At 75.2% G+C, this 23,007-nt stretch carries 19 protein-coding genes; 9 read left to right on the top strand and 10 right to left on the bottom strand.

All coding sequences use genetic code 11. The annotated features are described in order from the left end of the window. Positions 1–65 precede the first annotated feature (65 nt). Positions 66–1,409, top strand: a complete 1,344-nt coding sequence (locus ACFVVL_RS12785) for a KamA family radical SAM protein (RefSeq protein WP_387674080.1) — start codon at positions 66–68, stop codon at positions 1,407–1,409. Between the two features lie 441 nt (positions 1,410–1,850). Continuing rightward, on the top strand, positions 1,851–3,263 hold the full coding sequence (locus ACFVVL_RS12780) for a family 2B encapsulin nanocompartment shell protein (protein ID WP_380291750.1): 1,413 nt from the start codon (positions 1,851–1,853) through the stop codon (positions 3,261–3,263). A gap of 564 nt (positions 3,264–3,827) precedes the next feature. Here the strand turns inward: ACFVVL_RS12780 and ACFVVL_RS12775 are convergent. After that, the gene (locus ACFVVL_RS12775) at positions 3,828–4,394 is read right to left on the bottom strand and encodes a hypothetical protein (RefSeq protein ID WP_387674077.1); all 567 of its coding nucleotides are present in this window, start codon (positions 4,392–4,394) and stop codon (positions 3,828–3,830) included. 249 nt (positions 4,395–4,643) lie between these two features. Here ACFVVL_RS12775 and ACFVVL_RS12770 point away from each other — a divergent pair, with 249 nt between their 5' ends. Next, positions 4,644–5,414, top strand: a complete 771-nt coding sequence (locus ACFVVL_RS12770) for a hypothetical protein (RefSeq protein WP_380293978.1) — start codon at positions 4,644–4,646, stop codon at positions 5,412–5,414. Positions 5,415–5,520: 106 nt separating this feature from the next. Then, positions 5,521–6,150, top strand: coding sequence for a membrane protein insertion efficiency factor YidD (gene yidD / locus ACFVVL_RS12765; RefSeq protein WP_380293976.1), 630 nt, complete (start codon positions 5,521–5,523; stop codon positions 6,148–6,150). 123 nt (positions 6,151–6,273) lie between these two features. Here yidD and ACFVVL_RS12760 read toward each other — a convergent pair whose 3' ends face one another. Continuing rightward, entirely contained in the window at positions 6,274–8,619 is a 2,346-nt protein-coding gene (locus ACFVVL_RS12760; RefSeq protein WP_380293974.1) for a glycosyl hydrolase family 18 protein, read from the bottom strand. Between the two features lie 319 nt (positions 8,620–8,938). Here ACFVVL_RS12760 and ACFVVL_RS12755 point away from each other — a divergent pair, with 319 nt between their 5' ends. From ACFVVL_RS12755 to ACFVVL_RS12745, 3 genes are all read left to right on the top strand, one after another. Further along, positions 8,939–9,541, top strand: coding sequence for a class I SAM-dependent methyltransferase (locus ACFVVL_RS12755; RefSeq protein WP_387674072.1), 603 nt, complete (start codon positions 8,939–8,941; stop codon positions 9,539–9,541). Between the two features lie 182 nt (positions 9,542–9,723). After that, positions 9,724–10,308 carry a TerD family protein gene (locus ACFVVL_RS12750; RefSeq protein ID WP_380293986.1) on the top strand — a complete coding sequence of 195 codons (585 nt, stop codon included), beginning with the start codon at positions 9,724–9,726 and terminating at the stop codon, positions 10,306–10,308. Continuing rightward, positions 10,227–11,288, top strand: coding sequence for a DUF5954 family protein (locus tag ACFVVL_RS12745; RefSeq protein WP_387674500.1), 1,062 nt, complete (start codon positions 10,227–10,229; stop codon positions 11,286–11,288). The genes ACFVVL_RS12750 and ACFVVL_RS12745 overlap by 82 nt, the downstream gene beginning before the upstream one ends. Positions 11,289–11,394: 106 nt before the next feature. On the opposite strand, the gene ACFVVL_RS12740 is transcribed toward ACFVVL_RS12745, so the two are convergent. The 5 genes from ACFVVL_RS12740 to pqqA form a co-directional block, all read right to left on the bottom strand. Then, a complete protein-coding gene (locus tag ACFVVL_RS12740) occupies positions 11,395–12,996 on the bottom strand; it encodes a lytic transglycosylase domain-containing protein (protein ID WP_387674068.1) in 1,602 nt (533 codons plus the stop codon). Positions 12,997–13,235: 239 nt separating this feature from the next. Beyond that, the gene (gene pqqB, locus ACFVVL_RS12735; RefSeq protein ID WP_387674497.1) at positions 13,236–14,144 is read right to left on the bottom strand and encodes a pyrroloquinoline quinone biosynthesis protein PqqB; all 909 of its coding nucleotides are present in this window, start codon (positions 14,142–14,144) and stop codon (positions 13,236–13,238) included. A 39-nt stretch (positions 14,145–14,183) separates the two neighbouring features. Further along, entirely contained in the window at positions 14,184–15,707 is a 1,524-nt protein-coding gene (gene pqqE, locus ACFVVL_RS12730; RefSeq protein WP_387674065.1) for a pyrroloquinoline quinone biosynthesis protein PqqE, read from the bottom strand. Next, positions 15,704–16,450: a pyrroloquinoline-quinone synthase PqqC gene (gene pqqC / locus ACFVVL_RS12725; RefSeq protein WP_387674062.1), complete on the bottom strand. Its 747-nt coding sequence runs from the start codon at positions 16,448–16,450 to the stop codon at positions 15,704–15,706. Before pqqC ends, pqqE begins: the two co-directional genes overlap by 4 nt. Then, positions 16,447–16,605 carry a pyrroloquinoline quinone precursor peptide PqqA gene (gene pqqA, locus ACFVVL_RS12720; protein WP_380293964.1) on the bottom strand — a complete coding sequence of 53 codons (159 nt, stop codon included), beginning with the start codon at positions 16,603–16,605 and terminating at the stop codon, positions 16,447–16,449. The genes pqqC and pqqA overlap by 4 nt, the downstream gene beginning before the upstream one ends. Before the next feature lie 329 nt (positions 16,606–16,934). Between pqqA and ACFVVL_RS12715 the strand changes: the two genes are divergently transcribed. Then, positions 16,935–18,428 carry a glucose/sorbosone family PQQ-dependent dehydrogenase gene (locus ACFVVL_RS12715; protein WP_380293962.1) on the top strand — a complete coding sequence of 498 codons (1,494 nt, stop codon included), beginning with the start codon at positions 16,935–16,937 and terminating at the stop codon, positions 18,426–18,428. A gap of 109 nt (positions 18,429–18,537) precedes the next feature. Here the strand turns inward: ACFVVL_RS12715 and ACFVVL_RS12710 are convergent, their stop codons facing one another. Together ACFVVL_RS12710 and ACFVVL_RS12705 are read right to left on the bottom strand one after the other, a co-directional pair. Next, positions 18,538–20,232 carry a PQQ-binding-like beta-propeller repeat protein gene (locus tag ACFVVL_RS12710; protein WP_387674057.1) on the bottom strand — a complete coding sequence of 565 codons (1,695 nt, stop codon included), beginning with the start codon at positions 20,230–20,232 and terminating at the stop codon, positions 18,538–18,540. Between the two features lie 167 nt (positions 20,233–20,399). Then, positions 20,400–21,098, bottom strand: coding sequence for a hypothetical protein (locus ACFVVL_RS12705; protein WP_387674054.1), 699 nt, complete (start codon positions 21,096–21,098; stop codon positions 20,400–20,402). 455 nt (positions 21,099–21,553) lie between these two features. Here ACFVVL_RS12705 and ACFVVL_RS12700 point away from each other — a divergent pair, with 455 nt between their 5' ends. Further along, on the top strand, positions 21,554–21,937 hold the full coding sequence (locus ACFVVL_RS12700; protein WP_380293956.1) for a hypothetical protein: 384 nt from the start codon (positions 21,554–21,556) through the stop codon (positions 21,935–21,937). A gap of 251 nt (positions 21,938–22,188) precedes the next feature. Here the strand turns inward: ACFVVL_RS12700 and ACFVVL_RS12695 are convergent, their stop codons facing one another. Next, positions 22,189–22,923, bottom strand: coding sequence for a ribonuclease H (locus ACFVVL_RS12695; RefSeq protein WP_387674051.1), 735 nt, complete (start codon positions 22,921–22,923; stop codon positions 22,189–22,191). Positions 22,924–23,007 lie beyond the last annotated feature (84 nt).

Raw genomic sequence — 23,007 nt, 5'->3', positions numbered from 1 at the left:
CCGGAGGGCCGCGGGAGGCGGCCGGGAGAAGGGTGAAACGGGTGCGAACCGTACAAGACGAGGGCGTGAACGACGACCCCGCGGGCGGCCGGCGGCCGAAGCTGCGCGCGGTCCCCGGCCACCGGCTGGCCGGCCTGCCGCAGCTCGCCGGGGCGGGCGAACGGCTGCGGCACGAGATCGCGGTGGTCGCGGCCGTCCTGCCGTTCAAGGTGAACAACCACGTCCTGGAGGAGCTGATCGACTGGGGCCGCGTCCCCGACGACCCGATGTACCGGCTGACCTTCCCGCACCGGGACATGCTCCCGCCGGAGGTGTTCGACCGGATCTCCGCGCTGCTGACCACCGGTGCCCCGCGCGAACGGCTGGCGGAGGCGGTCGCCGCCGCCCGGCGGGCGCTCAACCCGCACCCGGGCGGGCAGCTGGAGGAGAACATCCCCCGGCTCGACGGCCGCCCGGTCCCGGGCCTCCAGCACAAGTACCGGGAGACGGTGCTGCTGTTCCCCGCGCAGGGCCAGAGCTGCCACGCCTACTGCGGCTACTGCTTCCGCTGGGCGCAGTTCGTCGGCGAGCCGGACCTGCGGCAGAGCCTGCCGGGCCCGGCGACGGCGCTGGAGTACCTGCGCGCCCACCGCGAGGTCTCCGACGTGCTGATCACCGGGGGTGATCCGCTGATCATGTCCACCGCCCGGCTGGCCGGCTACGTCGAGCCGCTGCTCGGCCCCGGCACCGACCACCTGCGCACGATCCGGCTGGGCACCAAGGCGCTGGCCTGGTGGCCGCACCGCTTCACCACCGATCCGGACGCCGACGACCTGCTGCGCCTGTTCGAACGCGTGGTCGCCGCCGGCCGGCAGGTGGCGGTGATGGCGCACCTCAGCCATCCGCGCGAGCTGGCCGGGCGGGCGGTGCGGGAGGCCGTGGCGCGGATCCGGTCGACGGGGGCGGTGATCCGCGCCCAGGCGCCGCTGATCCGGCACGTCAACGACGATCCGGCGGTGTGGGCGGCGCTCTGGCGGGACATGGTGGGCCTGGGCATCGTGCCGTACTACCTGTTCGTCGAACGGGACACCGGGGCCAGTTCCTACTTCGAGGTGCCGCTGGCGCGGGCGGTGGGGATCCACCGGGACGCCGTGCGGCAGGTGTCCGGGCTGGAGCGGACGGCGCGCGGGCCGGTGATGTCGGCCGGACCGGGGAAGGTCTGCCTGGACGGGGTGGCCGAGATCGGCGGCGAGCGGGTCTTCGTCTGCCGCTTCCTGCAGGCCCGCGAGCCGGACCGGGTGGGCCTGCCCTTCTTCGCCCGGTACGACGAACGTGCCACCTGGTTCGACCAGTTGAGGCCCGCGTCGTTCGAGCGACGGCCCTGGTTCACCGCCGAGCCGTGGTTCGCGGAGGAGCCCGCGCTGGTCTGATCCGGACCCCTGACCCAGGCCTCACCGGCGTTCTGTTCGAATCCTGGACACATGTTCGACTGGCCTGCGCCCCACCGGTCGGGGGGCGGGCCCGCGCGCTCCTCCGTTCGAGTGGGGTGGATCGTTCCCGCGTCCGGGCGATTCGCATGCGCAGGAACATCCGGCCCTGGGGACTCGTGCCGCTCGGATTCAAACCTTCCGGTCGGAGAGATTCACCCTATCGGGGGGCGCTCGGCTGCGGTGCGGGGTTGCCGGGCCCTTGGTGATCTAGGGTTCCGGATGGATCGCCCGAGCGCGGCGCACCGCATCGCGAAGGCCGCCAAACCTCCCACCGATACGCGTATCTGATGATCCGTCCGAATCGATCACCGGCTGCCTCCGGCTGCCGCCGCTCGTCCGACGGGTCGGCGTGACCCGATCACACGAAGGAGAGACCTGCCGATGTCCGTGGAGACGACCACCCCGGAGACACCGCAGGTGGCCCAGCAGTCCAGCCTGACGACGGCCGCTGCCCGCAATCTTGCGACGACCACCAAGTCCGCACCGCAGATGCAGGAGATCACCTCCCGCTGGCTGCTCAAGGTGCTGCCCTGGGTGCAGGCCGCCGGTGGCGCCTACCGGGTCAACCGCCGCCTGACCTACACCGTCGGCGACGGCCGGGTCGAGTTCATCAAGACCGGTTCCGAGGTCCGGGTCATCCCGCAGGAGCTCGGCGAACTCGCCCTGCTGCGCGGCTTCGAGGACGAGGAGGTGCTCACCGCACTGGCCGACCGCTGCGAGCAGCGCGACTTCGGCCCGGGCGAGGTGCTCGCCGAGCGCGGCGAGGCCGCCGACCGCATCTACCTGATCGCCCACGGCAAGATCAACCAGATCGGCACCGGCAAGTACGGTGACGAGACGGTGGTCAGCGTGCTCGGCGACGGCGACCGCTTCGGCGAGCACGCGGTGCTCGACCCGTCCGCCGTCTGGGAGTTCACCGCCAAGACGGTGACCGCCGGCACCGTGCTGTCGCTGCCCCGCCGGGACTTCGAGCAGATCCGCGCCAACTCGCCCGCGCTGCAGGAGCACATCGAGGCCTTCCTCGCGCTGCCGCTCCAGGCCCAGAACGAGCGCGGCGAGGCCGAGATCGCCATGTCGGCCGGCCACCACGGCGAGTACCAGCTCCCCGGCGCCTTCGTGGACTACGAGCTCAAGCCGCGCGAGTACGAGCTGAGCGTCGCCCAGACGATCCTCAAGGTGCACACCAGGGTCGCCGACCTCTACAACCAGCCGATGAACCAGGTCGAGCACCAGCTGCGGCTGACCATCGAGGCCCTGCGCGAGCGCCAGGAGCACGAGCTGGTCAACAACCCGGAGTTCGGCCTGCTCAACAACGCCGACTTCGACCAGCGGATCCAGACCCACTCCGGCCCGCCCACCCCGGACGACCTGGACGAGCTGCTCAACCGCCGCCGCGACCCCGACTACCTGCTCGCCCACCCGCGGACCATCGCCGCGATCGGCCGCGAGCTGAACGCGCGCGGGCTCTACCCGCACCACGTCGACCTCGGCGGGCAGCAGGTGCCGGCGTGGCGCGGCGTCCCCATCCTGCCGTGCAACAAGATCCCGATCAGCAAGGAGAACACCAGCTCGATCCTGGTGATCCGTACCGGCGAGGACAACCAGGGCGTCATCGGCCTGCACCAGACCGGTATTCCGGACGAGTACCAGCCGAGCCTGTCGGTCCGCTTCATGGGCATCGACGAGAAGGCGATCATCTCCTACCTTGTGAGTGCCTACTACTCCGCCGCGATCCTGGTTCCGGACGCGGTGGGTGTGCTGGAGAACGTCGAGATCGCGCACGGGCGCCGCTGAGGCGCAGCCCGGGCGGGCCGTCCCCGGAGGGCCCGCCCGGGGCCGGGCGTAACCCGGTCCACCGCATGATCGTTTCACCGGATACCGGACGGCCCGCCCCTGCGGCGGGCCGTCCCGGTGTCGGCCCCCTTCCCGGCGCGGCCGACTCCCGCCGACACGAGAGGTGCACGGAGCCCATGCCGCAGCCCCAGCCGCCCCGCCGGATACCGATGGACGGGTCGTCGTGACCACGGACCCGCGCCCGGCGCCCGTCGCCGCCGGACGCGGTGCTCCCGGCGGCCCCCGCGCGCGGCGGATCCGGCTGGCCGGCGCGGCCGCCGGGGTGGCCGCGCTCTGCGCGCTGGTGAGCGGCTCGGCCGCGGCCCGGCCCACGGCGGCCCAGCACGGGGGCGGGGGGCCGCACGGCCCGGTGGTCGGGACCTGCGTCCGGGCCGGGGCGGACGTCGCGGTGGGGGCCGGCCGGGGCGGCGTGGACGTCGGGGTGGACGTGGAGGTGGAGGTCGGCGTGGACGTCGACCTCTCCGGGATCCTGCACCACCCGCACCATCCACATCACCCGCATCATCACCACCCCTGCCCGTCACCGTCGCCGACCCCCAAGCCGACCCCCACGCCCACGCCCACCCCGACACCCACTCCCACTCCCACCCCGACGCCCCGGCCGACGCCCAGTCCCACCCCGACGCCCACCGTCACGCCGACGCCGACGCCGACGCCCACTCCGACGCCGACCGTCACGCCCACCCCCACGCCGGTGCCGACCCCGCCGCCGAGCCCGACCCCGGTGCCTCCGGCTCCGCCCGCGCCGCCCGCGCCTGCTTCGCCCGCTCCGCCGCCGCGGCCCACCCCGCCGCCCGCGTCGCCCAGGCCACCGGCGCCCACCCCGACCCCGACGCCGACGCCGAGACCGGCGACTCCGCCGCCCGCGCCGGTGGTCCCGCCGCCCCCGCCTCCGGAGCCCGCGCCCGAACCGCCCGCGCCGACCCCGCCCCCGCCGCCCGCCCCCACGCCCCCGGCGCCCAGCCCGGTGCGGTCGGCCCCGACGGTGCGCGCCGTCCCGCAGGCCCCGCCCGTCCAGGCGCCGGAGCGCCACCACGGCGGTGCGACGACCCGGACCATGCTGGTCGTCACCGTGCCCGCGGTGCTCGCGGCAGCGGCCCTGCGGCCGCGCGGCCGGTCCGGTCGCGGCGGTGGTGGCGGCTCCCGCGGTTCCGGCGGTTCCGGCGGCAGCGGCGGATCCGGTGCCTCCAGCGGCTCCTGACGACGCCTCCCCTCCCGCTCCCCTCCCGCTTCCCGTTCGTCGGACCGCACCCGGCCCGACGAACGGTCCCGACTGTTTCCGATCGACCCCGTCGATCCCCGACCGAGAAAGGAGTTCCCATGTCCGAGTGGTTGGCGCTGGCCATCGCCATGCTGGCGGCCGGTGCCGTCGTGGTGGCGGTGGTGCTGCTGAGGCACCGCCGCGCCGGTGAGGACGAGGACACCGACGAGACGCCCGACGTCATCGAGTACATGACGATGATGATCGGCGTGGTCTACGCGATCGTGCTCGGCCTCGCCATCGCCGGCGTCTGGGAGGCGCGCGGCGTGGCGCAGGACGACGTCTTCCGCGAGGCGCAGTCGCTGCACGAGGTGAGCGAGCGGGCGCAGGTCTACCCGGTGGAGTTCCGGGACAAGATCCGCGCCGACGTCGACGCCTACGTCTCCTACGTGGTGGACGTGGAGTGGACGTACATGCGCGAGAACGGCGAACTCTCCGACCGGGGCACCGAACTGCTGGAGAAGCTGCGCACCGACGTCGCGACCCGTACGCCGGCCTCGGACCTGGAGGCCCAGGCCTACCAGCCGATCATGGACCGGATCAGCGTCGCCGACGACGCCCGCAACGCGCGGGGGCAGAACGCCGGCCCGACCATGCCGGGCGTGGTCTGGTTCGGCCTGATCGTGGGTGCCGTGGTGACGGTCGGCATGGTGTTCGCGCTGCAGATCCGGCGTTCCCGCCGGGAGCTGCTGCTGGCCGGGGCGTTCAGCGCGCTGATCGCCTTCCTGCTGTTCCTCATCTGGGACTTCGACGACCCGTTCGGCCGCAGCGTCTCGGTCACCACCGAGACGTTCACCGATCTGTTCCCGCACCTGGGCGGCGGCGACTGAGCGCCTGAACGGTGGTTCCAGGGGGCCGGCCCCGCGGTCTTCGATAGTCTGATCGGGCCGCTGGGGGTCGGCCCCGGCGTGCGTGCGCCGAGAGGAACCGCCAGCGTTGTCCCATCAAGAGCCCGCCCAGGGCGATCAGTTCCCGACGACCCAGGACCCTGGACGCGCCTGGTGGTGGCTGCCGGCCGAGGAGCGGCGCCGGCGCAAGCGCCGGCAGCAGGAGTGGAAGGCCTACCTGCGCCGGCACGGGCAGAAGAAGAAGGACAGCGACCTGGAGGACTACCTCCCGCCCGGCTGCAGCGGAGGCGGCGGTACGGGCGGGGGCTGCCGGGGCGGGGGAAGGAACGGTGACGGCTGCGGCGGTGGCGGTGGCGGCGGGTGCGACGGCCCCTGCCTGATCGGCCTCTTCCCGGTGATGATGGCAGCCGGTCTCCGGTTCGCCCTCGCCGGCGGCCGGACGCGGCGCGCGGCGCACCGTACGGACCCGGCCGCGCCGCCGCCGAGGGGCCTGGTCGCGGGGGTGCTGTACGGCGCGGTGCGCCACTACCGCACCGAGATCAGCCCCGGGCGAGCGGCCTGCTGCCCGTACACCCCGACCTGTTCGACGTACGCCGTCCAGGCGCTGCACCGGCACGGCGCGCTGCGCGGTGCGCGGCTGACGGCGGGCCGGCTGCTGCGCTGCCGCCCGGGCGTGGCCCGGCGCGGGGGCGGCGTCGACCCGGTGCCGGAGCGCTGATCCGGCGCCCCCGGACAACGGAGCGCTGATCCGGAGCCCCCGGACGGCGGGACGCCGCGAGGCCCCGGGGGACCGGCCGGTGCACCACCACCGACCGGCCGCCCGGGGCCGCTGCAGGGAGCGTCAGTTCAGGCTGCTGCTCATCGCGTTGAGCATGGTGCCGGAGGCGTCGTCGTTCTCCAGGGAGAAGGCGAACATCCCGGCCAGGCCCTTGCTCTTGGCGTACGCGCCGCGGGCCTGGACGGCCTGCGGGGTGTCACCGGTCCAGAAGTTGGTGCCGTCGTAGACCCAGGAGGACTCGGTCACCGGGTCCCAGTGGGTGGTGGCGGGGGTCGGGTTGAGCTCCTTCCAGGCGGCCAGGCCGGCCTCCGCGCTCAGCGGCTTGGCCGGGGTCGGGCCGGTCGCGCTCTGGTAGAGGCCGAAGTTGTTGCCGGCCGGCACGCCGGTCCAGCCGCGCCAGTAGAACGGCACGCCCAGCACGATCTTGTTCGCCGGGAAGCCGCCCGCGATGCCGTACTCCGGCAGGCCGGTGGTGTAGGCGGTCAGAGTGGTGTCGACGTTGTACTTCCGGTTGCCCGGGGTGATCGGCGTGGTCGGGTCGGCCGGGCTGTCGTGCAGCGGGTCCTGGTGGTTGGTCGGACCCTTGGCGTCCCACGAGCCGTGCATGTCGTAGGTCATGATGTCGGCGTAGTCGAGGTACGCGCCGATCTTCTCGGTCTCCAGCTGCGCGATCTTGTCCTGGCCGCTGGGCAGCGCCGCGGTCAGCAGGAACCGCTTGCCCTGGGCGTTGCCGAGGGTGTCCAGCTGGGTGCGGAACTCCTTGAGCAGCAGGGTGAAGTTCTGCTTGTCGGCGGGGGAGTAGTGGTTGCCGGTGTGGCCGCCGGCCGAGCCCGGGTACTCCCAGTCGATGTCGACGCCGTCGAAGAGACCGGCCGCCGCGGCCGCGCCGCCCGCCGGGTCACCGGCGACGTTGGTCGGCAGGTTCCCCTTGAGGAACATGTCGAGGCAGGAGGAGACGAACTTCTTGCGCGAGGCGTCGGTGGCGGCCGCGTCCGAGAAGTACTTGGAGTACGTCCAGCCGCCGAGCGAGATGGTGAACCGCAGGTTCGGGTACTTGGCCTTCAGCTGGCGCAGCTGATTGAAGTTGCCCTTGACCGGCTGCTCCCAGGTGTCGGCGGTGCCGTCCACGCTGGTGGCGCCGTTGTAGTCGGCCTGGTAGTCGGCGTAGGCGTCACCGGCGCCGTCACCGGCGTTGGGGTTGTTCTCGTTCGCCGAGTCCGAGGCCTTGACCGCCTGGAAGCAGGTCAGGTTGGTCGGGTGGATGTTGGCGAACGCGTAGTTGATGACGTCCAGCTTGCCGGCCGCGCCGCTGGTGTCGACGTTCTTCGCGTGGTACGCGTTCTCGTAGACGCCCCACTGGTCGAAGTAGGCCGCGCGGAACGGGCTGTTCGCGGGCGCCGCGGCGGTGGTGGTGTTCACCGGGGCGGACTGGGCGGAGGCGTGGGTGCCGGAGTAGCCCTGGACGGTGAAGGTGTAGCCGCGGGTCGGCAGCAGCGAGCTGACCGCCACCGAGGTGCCCATCGAGGTGGCCACCAGCTGGTCGCCCGCGTAGACCTTGTAGGCGACCGGGAGATCGCCGGCGCTCACCGTGGACGGCTGCCACTTGAGGACCACGGCGTTGTGGGTGACCTTGGTGACGGTGACGCCGGTCGGCGTGGTGACCTTGCCGTCCCCGGTGGGGCCGGTGCCGGTCGAGGTGGCGGTGGGCGTCACGGTCGGGCTGTTGGTCGCCGTCGGGCTGTTGGTGGCCGTCGGGCTGTTGGTCGCCGTGGGGCTGTTGGTGGCGGTGGGGCTGTTGGTCGCGGTCGGGCTGCTCGTGGTGGTGGGGGTGGTGGTCACCGTCGGGCTGGCCGTCGTGGTCGGGCCGCCCGGGCCGGTCAGGCTGAGGTCGTCGGCCTGGTAGGCGCCGGTCCCGTACCAGCCGTGGGTGAAGACCGTCACCGAGGTGGTGTTGGCGCCCGTGGTGAAGGTGGTGCTCAGCTGGGTCCAGCCGGTGGCGTTGGGGGCCCAGGTCTGGGCGTTGACGCCGGTGCCGGTCGCACCCAGGTAGACGTAGCTGCCGCGCACCCAGCCGGCCAGGGTGTAGCTGGTGTTCGGCTGGACGGTGACCGTCTGCTGGCACTGTGCGGTGTCGGAGGCCGAGGCGGCGCCGTTCAGCGCGTAACTGCCGCCGTGCACCGGGGTGGTGACGACCGATCCGTTGGCGCAGGTCCAGCCGGCCAGGGTGCCGGTTTCGAGGTCGGCGTTGGTGAGCAGGTTGACGGCGGCGGCCGAGGCGGTGTTGAGGGAGAGCGCGAGGGCGGCGCTGCCGGTGCTGAGCGTGGCGGCCAGGGCGAGCGCGAGCGCCCGGCGGCGCGGAGCGACGGTCCGGCGCTCAGCGGGGCGCGCGGACATGACACGGTCGTGCATGCGGTGGTCCTCCGGAGGAGTGGGGGTTCCGGCGGTGCGATGGCCCGGGATGGGCCGGGGGAGCCGGACCGGGCGCCGTGGGGGGTGCGCGGTCGGGTGTACACGTGCGGCAGGGCAGGATGCGGCAGGGCGTGCGGATGCGTGGCGCGGACCGGCCCGGAGGCCGTCGCGGTCACGACATCACAGATTGGACTGGACCAATATTCGCCGTCAAGGGTGTCCGCTGGACGGACCGTCGGCGGCCGCACGACCGGTGCGAGGAGCGCGGGCCCGGTACGGTGGCCTCCCGAGAGGTCCCGCGTCGAACGGAGAACGGGTCATGGACAGCCGCGCCTGGGACGACCGCTACACCGCGAGCGAGCTGGTCTGGGGCACCGAACCCAACCGCTGGGTGGTCCGCGAGCTGGCCGGGCTCGCCCCCGGGCGGGCCCTGGACCTGGCCGCCGGGGAGGGCCGCAACAGCATGTGGCTCGCCGGCCTCGGCTGGGAGGTCACCGGGCTGGACTTCTCCACGGTCGCCCTCGGCCGCGCCGAACGGCTCACCGCCGCGCTTCCGGACGCGGTCGCCGACCGCCTCACCTGGCGGCACGGCGACGCCCGCACCTTCGAGGCCCCGCCCGAGGGCTACGACCTGGTCCTCGTCGCCTACCTCCAGCTCCCCGCCGAGGACCGCCGGGCCGCCCTGCGCGCGGCCGCCGGGGCCCTCGCCCCGGGCGGCACCCTCCTGGTGGTCGGCCACGACTCCGGCAACCTCGCCGAGGGGGCCGGCGGTCCCCAGGACCCGGCGGTGCTCTTCACCGCGGATGACGTCCTCGCCGACCTGGCCGGTGCCGGGCTGCGCACCGTCCGCGCCGAACGGGTGCGCCGCCCGGTGGGCGACGCCGAGGCGATCGACGCCCTGGTCCGCCTGGAGCGGGCGTAGGGCGGGTCGCGCGGATCATCGCGCCCGCGGGGCGTTCCGTGGCCGGTGACGGCGGGGGATCCGCTTCCGCGGCGCGTCCGCGGGGTATGCAGGTGTCCCGGGACGAGGGCGTACGCGGGGCACCGAAAAGATCTACAGTGCTGTAGATTCGAGGCGCGCAGGCGAGCAACGAGGAGGGCGCGATGAGCGTTTCGCTGGCGAAGGGTCAGAAGCTGAGCCTGGAGAAGCCGGGTGGAGGCCGACTGGGCGTGGTGCGGATGGGCCTGGGCTGGCGCGCCGTGCAGAAGAAGGGCTTCCTCGCGAAGCTGTTCGCCGGCCAGGACATCGACCTGGACGCCTCGGCGGTGCTGTTCGCCGGGGGCAAGCCGGTCGACGTGGTCTTCTTCCAGCACCTCACCAGCAACGACGGCTCGGTGCGGCACAGCGGGGACAACCTGACCGGCGGTGCCGGGGACGCGACCGACGACGAGACCATCACCGTCGACCTCACCGCCGTCCCGGCGGAGGTGGACCAGATCCTCTTCACCGTCAACTCGTTCACCGGCCAGACCTTCCAGGAGGTCGAGAACGCCTTCTGCCGGCTGGTCGACACCCAGACCGGCGCCGAGCTGGCCCGGTACACGCTCACCGGCGGCGGTGCGTACACCGCGCAGATCATGGCCAAGGTCCAGCGCGCCGCGGGCGGCTGGCAGATGACCGCGATCGGTCAGCCGGCCACCGGGCGCACCTTCCAGGACCTCATGCCGGAGCTGGTCAAGCACCTCTGACCGGCCTTCCGGACCGCCCTCCGGACCCGGCCGGCCGTGGTGCCGGCCGGTCCGGGAGCCGGGTCTGCCCGGGACGACCTCGGCCACACCTTCCCGGTCCTGGGCCCCGGCCGGACCCGGGACGCGCTTCGCGGCCCCCCCGGACCCTCACCGACGCGGAGCGCGCCGCCTGCACCGAGGCCTGCGAGCGGCCGGAGTGGGAGGCGCTCGACGAGATCTCGGTGGCCGGCCGGGACTACCGCGTCCTCCGCGCCGAACAGGTGCTGCGCCCGGGCCCGGACGGCATCGAACCTCCCCGGCCCACCGACCCGGACCCGGCCGCCGCCGGGGAGGGGTACCGGCTGCCGTCGCGGGTGGAGGGTTTCGTGATCGACCCGGCGGCCGGCGTCACGCCGGTCGACGGGATCCTGCGGCTGGACATGACGGCACTCGTGCCGGCCGGCCGGTTCGTCCCGGAGGACGTCCGGGCCGGGGCGCGGCTCGCCTCGCACCTCCACCCCGAGGTGGTGGTGCTGCCGGCCCACTGCGCGGTCGCGGAGTTCCGGGACGGCCGCGGGGGGCCGATAACGGGCGCCTGCGAGACCCCGCAGGGCGCCCGGGACTGCCTGGCCGCCTGTCTGCGGGAGTTCGCACCCCGGCTGGACCCGCACTTCGGTGAGGAGGAGCCGGCCCGGTACGCGGAGGCCGCCGACCGGCTGGACACCGGACGGGCCGACGAGGTCCGGGTGGCCGGCCGCCGGTTCCGGCCGGTCCGGGTCGAACCGGGGGTCCGCCTCGGGCCGGACGGACCGGAGCTGCCCCGCACCTCGGACCGGGACCCGGACGAGCCGCTGCGGGTGCAGGAGCAGCACGACCGTGCGGCCGGCATCGTCCACGGCGAGGACGGGGACGAGGGCGAGAACGCCGATGGCGCCGACGAGGGCGCCGACGACATCGGCGGGAACAGCTGGACGGGGGCCGGACGCGCGGAGGGCGGCTGAGGGACGCCCGCCGTGCACGCCACCGCGCACCTCGCCGCGCGCCCCGGCCCGGCCCCCGGGCGAACGGGAGCCGGGCCGGGGTCGTCGTGCGGGAGCGCCGGGCGGGTCAGTGCGCCGAGGGAGCGGCGGCCGACGGGGAGAGCGAGGCGCTCGGGGTGGCGGCGGCGGACGGGGCCGCCGAGGGCGCGCCCGTCGTGGCCGTCGCGGTCGGCGTGGGGCAGCCGGGGCCGGTCGCGGTGGCCGTCGCGCTCGGCGTGGCCGACGGGCTCGCGCTCGCGGACGGGCCGGCGCTCGGGGTGCCGGTGGGGGTGCCGGTCGGCGTGGCGCAGTCGGTGGGCGTGTCCGTGGGCGTCGCGGTCGGGGTGGCGCTCGGAGTGCCGGGCGTCGTCGACGGGGTCCCGGAGGGGGTGGTGGTCGCCGTCGGGGTGGGCGTCGCCGTCGCGGTGGCGGTCGGCTCCGGGCTCGCGCTGCCGGACGGCGTGGTGCCGGGCGTGCCGGACGGGGTGGCGCTCGGCGACGGCGAGGCCGAGGAGGACGGCGAGGGCGAGGGCGAGCCGGAGGGCGTCGCGCTCGGCGACGGGGCGCCGGTCGGGGTGCCGGTGGGCTCCGCGGACGGGGTCCCGGACGGCGTGGTGGCCGGGCCGGTGGTCGCCCCCGGCGCGGGCTGCGCACCGGCGCCCTGGCCCGGCGTCACCGGCGGCGCGGGCGTCACCGGGGCGAGCGGGCTCGGCGGCGCGGCCGGGAGCAGCGGCGCGAGCGGGCTCGGGGTGCCCGGGCGGTCCGGGGTGGTGACCGGGCTGCCGCTGCCGAAGTGCGCCATCCAGTTGCGGACGGTGCGCAGGTACTCGGAGGAGTGGTTGTAGCCGAGCACCGCGCGGTCCAGCTGGGCCTGGTCGGACAGGTCGCGGCCGCCCGCGCACAGGTACCGGCCGGCCGCCTCGGCGGCGTCGAAGATGTTGTTCGGGTCGGCCTTGCCGTCGCCGTTGGCGTCCACGCCCCAGGAGGCCCAGGTCGAGGGGATGAACTGCATCGGGCCGACGGCGCGGTCCCAGGCGGCGTCGCCGTCGTAGCGGCCGCCGTCGGTGTCGGCGATCGCCGCGAAGCCGGCGCCGTTCAGCACCGGGCCGAGGATCGGGCGGAAGGTCGTGCCGGCGGCGTCGACGGCGCCCCGGCCGGCCTGGCCGGACTCGACCTCGCCGATCGCGGCGAGCAGTTGCCAGGGCAGGTGGCAGCCGGGCGAGCGCACCGCGAGCGCCGCCTCGGCCTTGCGGTAGGCGGCGAAGACCGTCTGCGGCAGGGCGGGCCCGGTGCGCTGCGGGTCGGTGAAGGGCGAGGTGAACGGGGCGAGCGGCGGCTGGAGCAGCGGCAGGGTGCCACCGCCGTCGACCGGCGCGGTGCCGAGGACACCGGGCGTGCCGGGGATCCCGGGGACGCCGGTGGTGGCGTCGCCGAACGGCGAGGCGGTGGTGCCGTCGGGGCCGGTGGCCGTGCCGGGCAGGCCCTGCGCGGCACCCGCCGCGGCGACCGGGGAGAAGCCGAGGCCGGTCTGCGAACCGGTCAGCGCGGCGAGGGCGGTGAACACCGCCAGCATCCCGGTCACCCGCTTGCCGAGCCGCAGCCGGCGGCCGGCCGTCCGGCTCCTGCGCGCCTCCCCGTTCCCGGCCGGTTTCGCGCCGTCCCGTGCGGCCTCGCCGTTCCTGCTCACCATGCCGTGCCCCTCCCGTCACCGTCCGGTCCCCCGGGGAACGGACGGGCTGTCACCATCGTGCCTGCCGGTGCATGACAGTTCACTTCACCGGAATGATTAGTATCACGACGATCCGACAGGTCCCCGGTGGCGTGGACCGGTACCGGGCGCCACCGTTCGGTGAACGGACGGTGGAGCGGTTCGGCCGGACACGGTCAGGGCGGCCCGGGTCGGGCACGGGAGCACCCCCGGGGGCGGGGTCACAGGTCGAGCAACGTCCCGTCCTCGGCGACGGCGGCGCCCGCCGCCGCCAGGGCCGGCGCCAGGGCGGCGGCCTGCGGCGAACCCCGGTGGGCGAGCGGGTTGGTGTTGTTGAGGTGGGTGTAGAGGTAGCGCGGTCCCGGGCGGCGGGCCAGCAGGGGGAGCGAGTCGGCGACCGCCAGGTGGCCCATGCCGCGTGAGGTGCGGGCGCCGCCGGTGCGTTCGGCGAGTTCGTCGTCGGTGGCGAAGGTGCCGTCCAGGATCACCACGTCGGCGTCGGCCACCGCGCGGTCGAGGGCGGGCGTCCAGGCGGCGAGGCCGGGCGCGTAGACCGCGCGGGCCGCTCCGCCCGCCTCGGTGAAGCGGTAGCCGATCACCCAGTCGGTGCGCTCGCCGGCCGGGTCGCCCGCGGGCAGTCCGGCCGGGTCGGCGGCGTACCGGGGGCGCTTGCCGCCGAGCGCCAGCGGCTCGGCGACCAGCCCGCCGGCCAGCTCGACGGGCCGGCCCGCGGTGACGGTGTGCCAGCGCACCTTGGTGTAGGGGGCCAGCAACGGCCCGGCCGGGAACGCCTCGTGCAGCGCCGTGCGGACCGGCGCGGTGGCGTGCACGGACAGCTCGGCGGCCTCCCGCAGGGTCACCAGGCCCAGGGTGTGGTCGAGTTCGCCGCTGGTGAGCAGGACGCCGCGCAGCGGGGTGGCCCGGGTGCCCGGCGGGGGTGCCAGTTCGGGCGCGGCGAGCAGCTGGGAGCGCAGGTCGGGGGAGGCGTTGACCAGGTACCAGGCGGCGCCGTCGGCGCTGATGGCCAGGCAGTCCTGGCTGCGGACGGCGCCGGTGCGGCGGGCGGTGGCGCAGCCCTCGCACCCGCAGTTCCACTGGGGCAGGCCGCCGCCGGCGGCGGTGCCGAGGATCCGGATCTTCAGCGGGTGCTCCTCAGGGCGGGGGCGGGTTCACGCCGGGCCGGAGCCGGGCGGGACGGCATCGGGCGGGACGGCGCCGGGTCGGACGGCGCCGGACGGGACGGCGCCGGACGGGCCGGAGCCGGGTTGGACGGAGGCCGTGAACCGGCGGGGGACCGGGGCCGGGGCGGGGGCCGGGCCCGGGGCCTCCCGCACCAGGTGGTGGTGCGGGGAGAGGCGGCAGGCCGGGTCGGTGACGCCCGGGTCGCCGGTGAACTGGAAGGCCTGGCAGCGGCAGCCGCCGAAGTCCTGTTCGCGCAGCTCGCAGCCGCGGCACGGCTCGGGCATCCAGTCGGTGCCGCGGTAGCGGTTGAAGGCGGGCGAGTCGTGCCAGCTGGCGGCCAGCCCGTCGGTGACCGCGTTCGGCAGCGGCAGGTCCGGCAGCTGGGCGGCGGCCAGGCAGGGCAGCACGGCGCCGTCCGGTGCGACGACGAGCTGCTCCTTCCCCCAGCCGTTCATGCAGGGCTTGGCGGTGCCGGAGTGGAGGTCGGCGGTCACATGGGTGATCTCGATCCGGTCGCCGTGCCGGGCCCGGGCCTCGGCGACGTCGCGCTCGGCCTGCCGGACCTGCTCGTCGTCGGGCGCCAGGTGGGCCCGGTTGACCCAGGCCCAGCCGTAGAACTGGGTGTGGGCGAGCTCGACCCGGTCGGCGCCCAGGTCGACGGCGAGGTCGGCGATGGCGCCCAGCCGGGCGAGGTTGCCGCGGTGCAGCACGGCGTTGACGGTGAGCGGCAGTCCGGCGGCGGTGAGCAGGGCGGCGGCGGCGAGCTTGCGCTCGTGCCCGCCGGGACCGGACAGCCGGGTCAGCCCGGCCACGGTGTCAGCCTGCGACGGATCGGCGTCCTGCACGGAGAGCTGGACGTGGTCCAGGCCCGCCGCGGCGAGTTCGGCGGCGCGCGCGGCGTCCAGCGGCAGCCCGCTGGTGATCAGGTTGGTGTAGAGGCCCAGCCGGCGGGCGTGCGCGACGATGACGGCCAGGTCGCGGCGCAGCAGCGGTTCTCCGCCGGTGAGGTGGACCTGCAGCACGCCCAGGCCGCGGGCCTGGTCGAGCACGCGCAGCCACTGGTCGGTACCCAGCTCGTCGCGCTGCTTGGTGAGTTCCACCGGGTTCGCGCAGTAGGAGCACTGCAGCGGGCAGCGGTGGGTGAGTTCGGCGACCAGGCCGAGCGGGGCGGGCGCCCGCTTCCCGGTGGCGGCACCGGGAAGTCCGGCCGCCGGGTACGGCTCGGCCGGTGCGCCGGTGCCGTCGAGGGTGAGCAGCCGGCGGGCGGCGAGGTCGGCGAGCAGCGTCAGCACCTGGCCGGTGTCCACGCCCTCGAACTCCTCGGCGAGCCGGGCGGCGATCCGCCCGGCGTCGCGCCGCCCGTCGCAGTGCCGCAGCACGGCGGCGGCGGTCGCGTTCAGCAGCAGCACGCCCTCGGGGTAGAGCAGGGCGGCCTGCCGGCGCACCGGGTCGTGCACCAGCCGCACCCCGCGCCGCAGCCCGGGGGCCACGACGGCGGGTGCGGCGTTCACCGGGCGGTCCCGGCGATCCCGGCGGTCCCGGCGGGCACCGCGGTCTGCGCCGGTGCGTAGTCGACGGCGTCGAGCATCGCGCGCAGCACCTCGCACTTGAAGGCGAGCGCGTCCACGGCGGCGTGTTGCTGCTCGGCGGTCACGCAGTGGTCGAGCACCAGGTCGAGGGTCCGCTCGCTGTCCCGGCGGGCGTCGGGGATCCGGTGCTCGAAGTAGGCGTAGCCGGCCGGGTCGATCCACGCGTAGTGCGTGCGCCAGGCGACGACGCGCTCGGCCATGTGGTCGGGCGAGAACATCTCGGTCAGGGCCGCCGCGACGCCCTCGGTCCACGGCCGGGTCTGGCAGAAGTGCAGGTAGGCGTCGACGGCGAAGCGCACGCCGCGCGCCACGTGCCGTTCGTCCAGCACCTCGGCGCGGTCGAGGCCGACGGCCTCGGCGAGCACCAGCCAGTCGGCCAGGCCGCCCTCGCCCTCCTGCGGGCCGTCCTGGTAGCCGAGCCGCCGGGTCCACTCCCGGCGGACGTCCGGCAGCGGGCAGTTGGCGATGATCGCGGCGTTCTTGCGGGTCAGGACCAGCTGGTAGTACCAGCGGTTGGCGACCCAGCGCCGCAGCTCCGGCGGCGTGCAGCCGCCGGAGTGCAGGCGCAGGTGGAACGGGTGGGTGTCCCAGTACCGTTCCCGCAGGCCGTAGAGCCTGGCCGCGAACCGCTCGCGGCTCGGCGCGGTGGTGGGGGTGTGGGTCACCGAGTGGTCCGCGCGGCGTACGCGGTGACCTCGGCGCCGGTGCGGTGGCACTCCACCGCGGGTGCGGACCAGACGGGCTTGGCGGGGGCCGCCGGAGCGGACGGCGCGGCGCCGGTCGTGGTGGCGGGGAGTTGCACGGTGATCGTGGGCTTCATGGGAGTTGCCCTCCTCGGTGAAGTGGGGCGTTCGGGGACCGGGCGGCCCCCGGAACAGGACGCTACGAGCTGCCGGGCCCGCCCGCGGGTCCAACTCGCGCGGTCGCGTGACAATCGCGCTCGAACGGGTGACGGGAGGGGCCCACCGCTTGAGAACCGGTGCGGGTGTGCCGTCCGCCGCCGCCGCGATCCGGTCGAACGGGCGTGGCGGCGGCGGGCGTTGCGGGTGGCCGGTGGGGCCGTTCGGATGCGCTGCGCTGGCCGCCGGGGCGGAGGTGCCGGAGATTGCACTCAATGGGACAAAAGTCCCCGATCGAAAGGCAGTTGCCGTGAAGTATCGATACCCCGCGCTCGCCGCGGTCTCCGCACTGGCCCTGGGCGTCACCCTGGCCACGAGCGTCCCGGCGACGGCGGGCGGTCCGACCGGTCCCTCCGGGGCCGTGTCCAGCCCGGAGTTCGAGAGGAGCGTGCTCACCACCGGCCTCGGCGACCCCTACGAGTTGCTGTGGGGCCCCGACGGACACCTGTGGTCCACCGAGAAGAGCGGCCTGAAGGTCACCCGCATCGACCCGGCGACCGGTGAGAAGACGACCGCGCTGGACCTGACGGGCGTGGCGCACCACACCGACGGCGGCCAGGACGGCGTGCTGGGCCTGGCCTTCCAGCAGGAGGACAGCGGCTGGGGCGACGGCGGCCACGGCGGCAGGGGCGGACACGACGAGGGCGAGACCTACGTCTACGTGTCGTACACCTACATGACCGACACCCCCGCGGAGGTCACCGGCGAGACCAGACGGCTGAAGATCGTCCGCTACACGCTCGACTGCGACGACCACACCCTCCGCAGCCCCCAGGAGGTCCTGACCGGCCTGCCCTCCGGCACCGACCACCAGTCGGCCCGCCTGCGGATCGGCCAGGACGGCAAGCTGTACTACACCGTCGGCGACCAGGGCGCCAACCAGCTCGCGCACTTCTGCAACCCGAACTGGGCCCAGCGGCTCCCCACCCAGACCGAGGTGGACCAGCACGCCTGGTTCGGCCCGTACCAGGGCAAGATCCTGCGGATCAACCCCGACGGGTCCGTCCCCGACGACAACCCGACCTTCGACGGCGTGCGCAGCCACGTCATCACCTACGGCCACCGCAACAGCCAGGGCCTGGACTTCGCCCCGAACGGCAGGCTGTACCAGACCGACCAGGGCCCGAAGACCGACGACGAGGTCAACCTCATCCGCCCGGGCAACAACTACGGCTGGCCGTACGTGGCCGGCTGGCGCGACGACAAGGCGTACACGTACGCGAACTGGGCGGCGTCCTCGCCGACGCCCTGCACGGACCTCACCTACGACGACATCGACGTCCCGCCGTCGGTGCCGCAGCAGAAGGAGAGCGCCTTCACGGGCGCGTTCGTCCCGCCGATCAGCACCCTCGGCACCACGGTCGACAACGGCTTCGAGTTCCGTGACCCGAAGTGCGCCGAGGGCGGCCTGTACTTCATCTGCTACCCGACGGTGGCGCCCTCCAGCCTCACCTACTACGCCAAGAACGGCGTACCCGGCTGGGAGAACTCCTTGCTCATCACCACGCTCAAGGACGGCAGCGTCTACCGGCTGAAGGTGGGACGCGACGGCAACGCCGTGGGCGACGCCGAGCGCCTCTGGACCACCCAGAACCGCTACCGCGCCACCGCGCTGTCCCCCGACGGCAGGACCGTCTTCGTGGCGACCGACAGCGCCGGCCTGGTCCGCGACGTGAACACGGGAGCCCCGACCGCGGAACTGGAGAACCCGGGCGCCGTCCTGGTGTTCAGGCTCCAGCGGTAACCCGCGCACGCCCGCGCACGCCCGCCCCCACCGGACGGGCGTGCGCCTCGGCCCGGCCCCGGGGGCCTGCGCGGGTCGCGCGCCGGGGCCGCGCCGGTGCCGGACGGGGTCAGGCGGAGCGGCCGAACGCCAGCAGGTGCCCGTCCTTGGTGCCGACGAACACCCGCCCGCCGTCCGTCGCGGGCACCGAGAACCTGCTCACCGTGCCGAGCGGGAAACTGCGCCGCAGCCTGAGCGCGCCGTTGACCGGAAGCGCGTCGTAGACCCGCAGTTCGCCGTTCTGGCCGCCCGGGCCGGTGCCCGAGTAGACCACCCACACCAGGGCCGAGCCGGTGGCCGTGCCGTCGGAGGTGACGACGGGGGAGCCGGAGGCGTAGCCGAAGCCCTCGGCGCTCGTCGCGGCGCTGGTCAACTGCGGGTTCCCGGCGCCGTTCACCCCGTACTTGAGGGCGCGCAGCGAGCCGAAGTTCTCGACCAGGTAGACGTAGCCGCCGTCGCCGCCCCAGACGCCCGGGTGGCCCCAGATGCCCTTGAACGGGCCGGTGGTGCCGACCACGGCGTCGGTGCCGCCGGGGCCCTGGCCCATGCCGCCGAGGCGGTCGCGGTCGAGCAGGAAGATCCGGCCGTCCTTGCCGGCCTGCACCATGAGGTGCGGGTGCGCGGCGGTGCCGAAGCCGGGCGGCAGGGCGGCCGGGCCGCCGGAGCCGAGGTCGACGTCGCCGTGGTCCATCTCCCGGTTGTCGGTGGGGCTGAAGAAGTCCTTCGGGGCGAGGGTGCCGTCGGCGCCGACGCCGAGCCGGACGACCGACTCGGCGAAGTGGCCGCCGGGCCGCTCGCCCGGGCCCTTCAGCGGGGAGGAGCCGTCACCGGCGCCGTTCCCGGTGGCCACGAAGATCCGCCCGGAGCCGTCCGAGACCAGGCCGCCGCCGCTCATCCAGACGCCCGCGTTCTGCGAGGCGGACCCGGACTCGGTGGACCAGAGGGTGAGTTTGCGGGTCGTGGTGTTGACGCCGGCGACCGTGCCGACGTAGGTGCCGATCCCGCAGTCCGAGGCGAATCCGAAGTAGACCGCGCCGTCCAGCAGCAGCAGTCCGGCCCGCTGGGCCGAGGTGACCGGGTCGAACGGCACGCCGGGGCTGTTCACCGGCGAGCCCTGGACGGCGACCGGCCAGCCGCTGCGCTCGGCGCCCGAGCTCACGTCGAGGGCGTGCACCGAGAAGTGCGCGCCCCCGTCGCCGGACTTGGAGACCAGGTAGACCGTTCTGCTCGCCCGGTCGTAGACCGGCGTCGAGATGACGCCGGTGCCGGGGGAGAGGCAGGCGCTGTCGGAGGGGACCGGGGTGCCGAGCGCACGGTGCCACAGGATCCGGCCGCCGGCCGCGTCGACGCCGTAGACGTGGTTGGTCGCGGTGGCGACCACCACGGTCGAGCCGGCGACCAGCGGCTGGGCGTAGACCGCGCCGTCCACGGCGGTGGACCAGCGGCGGCCGAAACCGGCTGCGGAGACCTCGGCCGGGGCGAGGCCGGGTTCGGCGGCGTCCCAGGCGGTGCGCAGGGTGTTGCCGGAGACGGTCGGATTGTCGGCCCGGGCGGGCGTCGAGCCGCCGAGCGTTCCGGCAGCGACGGCGGGGGCGAGCAGCGCCAGCCCGGAGAGCAGGGCCGCCGCGGACCGGGAGGTCCGTCCGCGCCGGGCGGGCCGGCGGGGTGGGGCGAGTGGAGCGGGGTCCGGTGCGGGGTCCGGAGCGGGAGTCGGAGCGGCCGGGGCCGGTCCGGTGGGGCGCGCGGGTGGGTGAGGTCGGCTCATGCGATCCGCCTTGGCTGTCGGGGGAGCGGGGGCAACGGCGCCGTGGCGTCCTTGTGCGAATGACCGTGCCGCACCCGCATCCGCCCGGCACCATCGTGCCCGTCCCGTTCACGCCCCGGGGGGAACCGGCTGCGCCGGGCGGCGGCGCGGCCGGTTCCGGGGTGCGGCTACACGCCCTTGGAGAGCAGCAGCGCCAGCCCGGTGGCGGCGACCGCCTCGGCCTCGGCGTTCACGTCGTCGTCCGGGCCGCGGTCCTTGACCACCTCGACGGTGTAGGCGCGGCCGTCCTCGCCGATGAAGTTCACCTCGGGCCTCGTGCCGTCCTTGCGGCGGAGCAGGTAGGCGTCCTTGCCGGTGCCGGGGAGCGGGGTGGCCGTGTAGTCGGGGTGGGACCGCAGCGAGGCGTACAGGGCCGGGTCCATCTCCCGGATGTGGGCGTAGGACTGCCGGGAGCCCCAGGTGCAGCCCCAGACCGGCTTGCCGTTGTCCGGGTCGGGGTGGGTGCCCCTGAACGGGCCGCCGGTGCCGACGGCGGCGACGACCTGGGGGGAGGTCAGCAGGGTGCAGGCGTCCGCGGGCCGCTTGCCGGCGCCGGCGGGGGTGGCGGTGGCGGTGCCGGTGCCGGTGCCGGTGGCGCCCGGGCTCGTGGCCGTGCTCGTGGTGGGGGTCGTGCTCGTCGTGGCGGTCGGGGTCGGCGCCGGGGCGGTGGTGGTGGGTGCGGGAGCGGCGGTGGTGGCCGGCGCGGGGGCGGTCGTCGACGAGCCGCCGCCCGAGGACGAGCAGCCGGCCACCGCGACGGCCGTGAGGGCCAGCGCGGGCAGCCAGCCGTACCGGCGGCCGGGCGTGAGCGGTGACCTGCGGTCCATGGATTCCCCCTCCGATGGCGCCCGACGGTGCGGCGGGCGGCGACCTGGCAGGATCCTACGGGGCCCGTCGATCCGTTATGTGCCGTTCCTGCTGCAGGAGTTGGACGGATCCGTCACGGCCGGGAACGTGCGGCGGACCGGTCGCGGAGCGGGCGCGCCCGGGCGCCCGGGACGGCGGTCCGGGGCACGGGGGTGGTACGCGCACGTGCGGCCGGGCTCCCGGCGGCGCCGGTGCCGGGCCGAGCTGACCTGCCCGGATGCGAGGACCCCCTCATATCAGTGCGGGCGGGCCGGTGTCGAGCACGGGACGGCGTCTTCCCCGGACGGGTGACGTTCTGGTGAAAGTGGTCATGCCAGGAACGGCGGCCCGGCATCCTGACCTCGTGATCATGCGGATCCCGGGACGGGGCGGGGCGCGCGACCAAGGGGATGCCCAAGGGACGGAGGCCCTGAGAATGAGCACCAACCTGCCGGAGACCGTGGCGGAGGCCCCGGCCGTCCTGCCCGCGCCGCCCCGGGTGGTCGACGACCTCGCCCGCGATCTGACCCGGGCGGCGGCCGCGGTCCGCTCCGCCTCCCGGGACGGCCGGAGCGGCGGCGACCTCGCGGTGGCCGCCTACACCGCCGTGGTCTGCACGGGGCGCTCGGCGGCCCGCGCCCTGGAGGAGGCCGCCGCGTGGTGCCGGCAGGCGCCCGAGGCCGAAGTGCACTCCCTGGCCTGGGCACGGGTCCCCGGCCACCGCGACGACGTCTTCGAGTACCGGGTCACCCTCGCCGTCAGCTTCCCCGACCAGGAGACCGGCGAACACGTCGGCGACACCCACCACGCCCGGCGCTGACGGCCGCGCCCGGAGCGGCCGATCGGCGGGGTCCGCCCGGACGGGCGCCGGCTGCACTCGCGCCATGGACGCCCGGGGGACGAACGGTCCGGCGGCCGGGGAACGCGAACCGCCCGGCGGCGCGGCCGTGGTGGTGACGGTGCCGGCCGGGCTCTGCGGGGGCGGCCGGCCCGGCGGCCGCCGTCACCTGGCTCCGGGCCCGCCGCACCGGGCGGGGCCGGAACGCGTCCGGGGACGGCGGCCGGTCCGGCTCAGGACTGCGCGGCCGCGCACTCCACGTGGCCCCAGCTGCCGCCGACCTTGGTGATCCTGTCGCCCTTGGCGTACGGGCGGGAGCACGGACAGGTCCCGGGGAAGCGCGCGGCGAGCGTCGGTGCCTTGCCCGACCCGGCCGACCCGCCGGCGGTCCGCCGCTTGGCGGCAGAAGCGGCAGAAACGGCGGACCCGCCGGAAGCGTCGGCCGGGGCGCGCCGCGCCCGCGCCGGGGCGCTCGCGGCCGGGTCCGGGACCGGCAGGTCGGCGGCGGTCCCGCCGGCCGCCTCCTGGGTGCGGGCGGCGTCACTGGCGGCCTTGTCGGCGACGGCGTTCAGCGGATCGCCGTCCACCTGGTGGGCGGGCACGTAGACGAAGGTGACGTCCCGCCCCTCCAGGAGCCCGTCGATCCGCTGGATCAGCTCCTGGTTGGCCACCGGCTTGCCCGCGGCGGTCTTCCAGCCGTTGCGCTTCCAGCCCTTCAGCCACTTCGTCACCGCGTCGCGGGTGTACGTGCTGTCCAGCCGGACCTCCAGCGGTACGGCGGGATCCGTGGCGGCCAGCAGCCGCTCCAGGGCCGTGAGCTCGCCCACGTTGTTGGTGCTGTGCCCGAGCGGGCCGGACTGCCAGCGCTGCGGTGCGCCCGTGCCGTCGGCCACCACGTAGGCCCAGGCGGCCGGGCCCGGGTTCCCCTTGGCCGCCCCGTCGCAGGCGGCGATGATTCGGTCGTTCATCCTGCGATCATGCCAGGCCACGGCGGCCGCGCGGACCGCCCGCCGGACCGCCCGTCGTGCCGCCCGCCGGGCCGGCCGCCGTGC

The sequence above is a fragment of the Kitasatospora sp. NPDC058115 genome (genome assembly GCF_042884635.1).
In the GTDB taxonomy this organism is placed as follows: Bacteria; Actinomycetota; Actinomycetes; order Streptomycetales; family Streptomycetaceae; genus Kitasatospora.
The sequence above is the reverse complement of the archived record's forward strand: the minus strand, read 5'-3'. Positions and strand labels throughout refer to the sequence as shown.